Genomic DNA, 3,046 nt, shown 5'->3' with positions numbered 1-3,046 from the left:
TATGTAGCCATAGCCACAGAAATATTTATACTACTCATTTTTATTTTTCCTATATTTATAAAAGGAAGTATAGCCACAGAAATATTTATACTACTCATTTTTATTTTTCCTATATTTATAAAAGGAAGTATATTTTTCTCCCCTTTTATTTATTAATGTCCGAATAACAATCCAACAGAATGTGTTTCTTTCTAAATTCCGTTTGATTTTTTTCAACACATTTTTTGATGTGTTTTGTTCTCTCCAGGAATTATAGTTTGTATGTCTACAGTAGTACGATCCAGTCAAGCTTCCCAATTCAAAATATTGTTTTGGATATACCGTTACATTCACAAGTCTTTGCATTTTATTATTTAATACGAAATTCGGATATGTACATATTGTATACCACGTCCAATATTCATTTGATGGAGCCCATTTTCCATCACAATACTCTGTTTGCGTTTTTCCATTTTTAAATGATGCTTCCGTATAAAATTTTCCAGTGTCATACATTTCTAAAATACCTTTAATGAAGGGAGAACCTTTTTGTGCTCCTACAACCGCAGTACAGAGCGCACAATCACATGAAAAGCCTATAAAGGCTTCTTGATTTAAAAGTTCATCGAACGGTTTCTGTATAATAACATCGGTGTCCAGGTACACCCCCCTATTTCGTATAATGCCTTTGCTCTATAGTAATCTCCTATGTATCCCCATTTTTTTTCGGCAAAGCATTTTCTAACGAAATCATTCTCGTCAAATGAGCAATTTGACTCATCCCATCGCTTAATTTCGTATCCTGCTTGTTTTAATATTTCCCACGACTTCATGCATTCTTTCAAGGCTTTTGGCATTTCGCCTTTTCCAAACCAGCAGTAGTGAATTATTTTAGGAATTTTATTCATAGTTTTGCTTTTACTCCTTACTACTTTTTAAATAATCGAGTAGCATCTTTCTTGCTTTGACATGATGGTCTAGCATAAAACCAATCTTTTCCAACTTATTCTTTTTCATATTTGAAAAGATGCAGCCTCTTCATGGCGGATTGCTATAGAAGGGTCATAAACCATTCTATAGCCTTTCTTTTTGCATCTATAGAATAGAAACACTTCTTCTTCATACAAAAACGGTTCTGGATCAAAAGCCTTGTTTTCATTACAAATAAAGTCTCTTGACATAATTAGGCACGCACCCTGTAGCCCAACATCAATATATCTTTTCCTGTAATCCAAAATATCTTTTCCTCGTAATTTTGAATACAAATGGTTGATCCATTTTGATTTTGAGCATAACATGTTTTTAAAAGCATGTAATTTCAAACGTCTTGAAAATTCAATAGGGTTTTCCTGATAATATTGATACTCTTTAATTTCATTTTCCAGTTGAGATATACTAATAGGTTTTTTGAACATTGGACTTTGATGATCCCCATGCCTTGGAACATAAATATCTGGTCCTAATATATCAAAATGTGTTTCTTTATAAATTTGCATTATTTTTCTTTCAAAATCTTTTTGAAAGAAAACAACATCATTGTTTGATATCACAATATAATCTGGATTATATTTCTGTTTTGCATATTGATAACCCTCATTATTTCCCTTGGAAAATCCAAGATTTTTCGGCAAGAGGAGAACATCACACTGTGCATCGTTGCTGTATAATTGTCTTAATTTTTCTCCGCTCCCATCGCCTGATCCATTATCAACAATTATATATCGGCTACTATAATCAGTAGTATTTTTCAAAGACTTAACGCATTTAATCGTATCGTCTATATTTTTATAATGTAGAATAACATAACATATCATTCTTACATCACCCTTTCTTCAATCGTTCCCTTATTTTCTTTATTGTTCCATTTATCCCATTGCGGCCAATATACTTTTTAATTCGTACTATCATTCCCGGAATCAAAAGTAAATCCGAATAGAAACATTTAATCAGTCCCAATTTTTTTCTGTACTCGCTAACTGATATAACCATGTCAGTTGAAAAGCCACTGTCATGTAGTTTCATTCGCACGTCTTCAACATCACATGTACTAGGAACCACAATAAACTGATGTGGTATAAATTTCACTTGTTCCGGATTTACAAGTAACCGATAATTACATTTTAAAAATTTAATTTCTTCTTGCATAGTTAGATATGCGCGAACATTATATTTTGCTACCAAAAAAGTACTCTCATTAGATGGATCTGGTAAAAAGACATCTGTTTTCCTAATGCCATCCAACCACAAGACGATTGGCTCCAGCCACATATACTCTTTTATTTTTCGCTCTAAATTATACGATCGTATAGCCATTTCTTGACCCGTTCGCATAATTCGTTCTGCAATGCTCTCACTTGATAATTCCGAATATTTAATCGTCAAGGAGCCAGGTTCGCAGAATGATAAATCAATCTGGTTTTCCGTAATTTCCTTAGGATATCCCGCATAAGATGCTTCTATCGCCGCATCGTGCATACTTATCCCACTTTCAATTTTTGCTAACTGATTTGTTCGCTGCGCTGTTTCAATGTTATTTCCCATTGTTGCAATGTCACGCATCGTGTAGCAGCAGGTTTTATAAACTAGTTGTTCCTCACTGATTGCTCTATAGTGTGCAAGTTTAATGTTATTTATTTCTTCGATTGCTATGCTCTTATCCCCATACACCGTGTGATGTCCCATGGACATGGTTAATTTTTTTTCTTTAAAATATCGCGCTGGCAAAATAACTTTCGTCACAGGTGTTCCATCTGAATAGTTCCACACTGTTCTTTTTAAGCAATATTTCAGTCTTCGTGGTATAAATGTTTCTTTGGGATCATCTTTTTCTGTCATTACATACCATTGCCAATTAACATAATAGATTTTATCTAAGGATAACTTTTCCATTTCCTTTCTTGGATCTTTATGATCAGAAATAATGAATTCATCTGCATCGAGTGGAATGATAAGATCAGGATTGCTTTCCTCTATTATTTTATTAAGATATTTGTTATCTAATCTAAATTTTATTAAGATATTTGTTATCTAATCTAAATTGATCATATGCTTCCAGTGACTCATCATA

The 3,046-nt window shown here is 32.9% G+C and carries 4 protein-coding genes; all 4 read right to left on the bottom strand.

The window, feature by feature from the left end:
• Window positions 1-90 precede the first annotated feature (90 nt).
• Entirely contained in the window at window positions 91-645 is a 555-nt protein-coding gene (locus DXA70_RS13490; protein ID WP_128118759.1) for a hypothetical protein, read from the bottom strand.
• The gene (locus DXA70_RS13845) at window positions 594-887 is read right to left on the bottom strand and encodes a hypothetical protein (protein ID WP_128118758.1); all 294 of its coding nucleotides are present in this window, start codon (window positions 885-887) and stop codon (window positions 594-596) included. Before DXA70_RS13845 ends, DXA70_RS13490 begins: the two co-directional genes overlap by 52 nt.
• Window positions 888-992: 105 nt before the next feature.
• Window positions 993-1,793, bottom strand: coding sequence for a glycosyltransferase (locus DXA70_RS13480; protein ID WP_128118757.1), 801 nt, complete (start codon window positions 1,791-1,793; stop codon window positions 993-995).
• Between the two features lie 7 nt (window positions 1,794-1,800).
• A complete protein-coding gene (locus tag DXA70_RS13475) occupies window positions 1,801-2,868 on the bottom strand; it encodes a glycosyltransferase family 2 protein (RefSeq protein WP_128118756.1) in 1,068 nt (355 codons plus the stop codon).
• Between the last annotated feature and the right edge of the window lie 178 nt (window positions 2,869-3,046).

The sequence above is a fragment of the Faecalibacterium sp. OF04-11AC genome (assembly GCF_003460645.1).
Lineage (GTDB): Bacteria > Bacillota > Clostridia > Oscillospirales > Ruminococcaceae > Faecalibacterium > Faecalibacterium prausnitzii_I.
The sequence above is the reverse complement of the archived record's forward strand: the minus strand, read 5'-3'. Positions and strand labels throughout refer to the sequence as shown.

Bases quoted from the DNA above. Each gene is read 5' to 3' on its own strand.
- DXA70_RS13845 (WP_128118758.1), bottom strand. From the start codon at position 887: ATGAATAAAATTCCTAAAATAATTCACTACTGCTGGTTTGGAAAAGGC.
- DXA70_RS13475 (WP_128118756.1), bottom strand. From the start codon at position 2,868: ATGGAAAAGTTATCCTTAGATAAAATCTATTATGTTAATTGGCAATGG.
- DXA70_RS13480 (WP_128118757.1), bottom strand. From the start codon at position 1,793: ATGATATGTTATGTTATTCTACATTATAAAAATATAGACGATACGATT.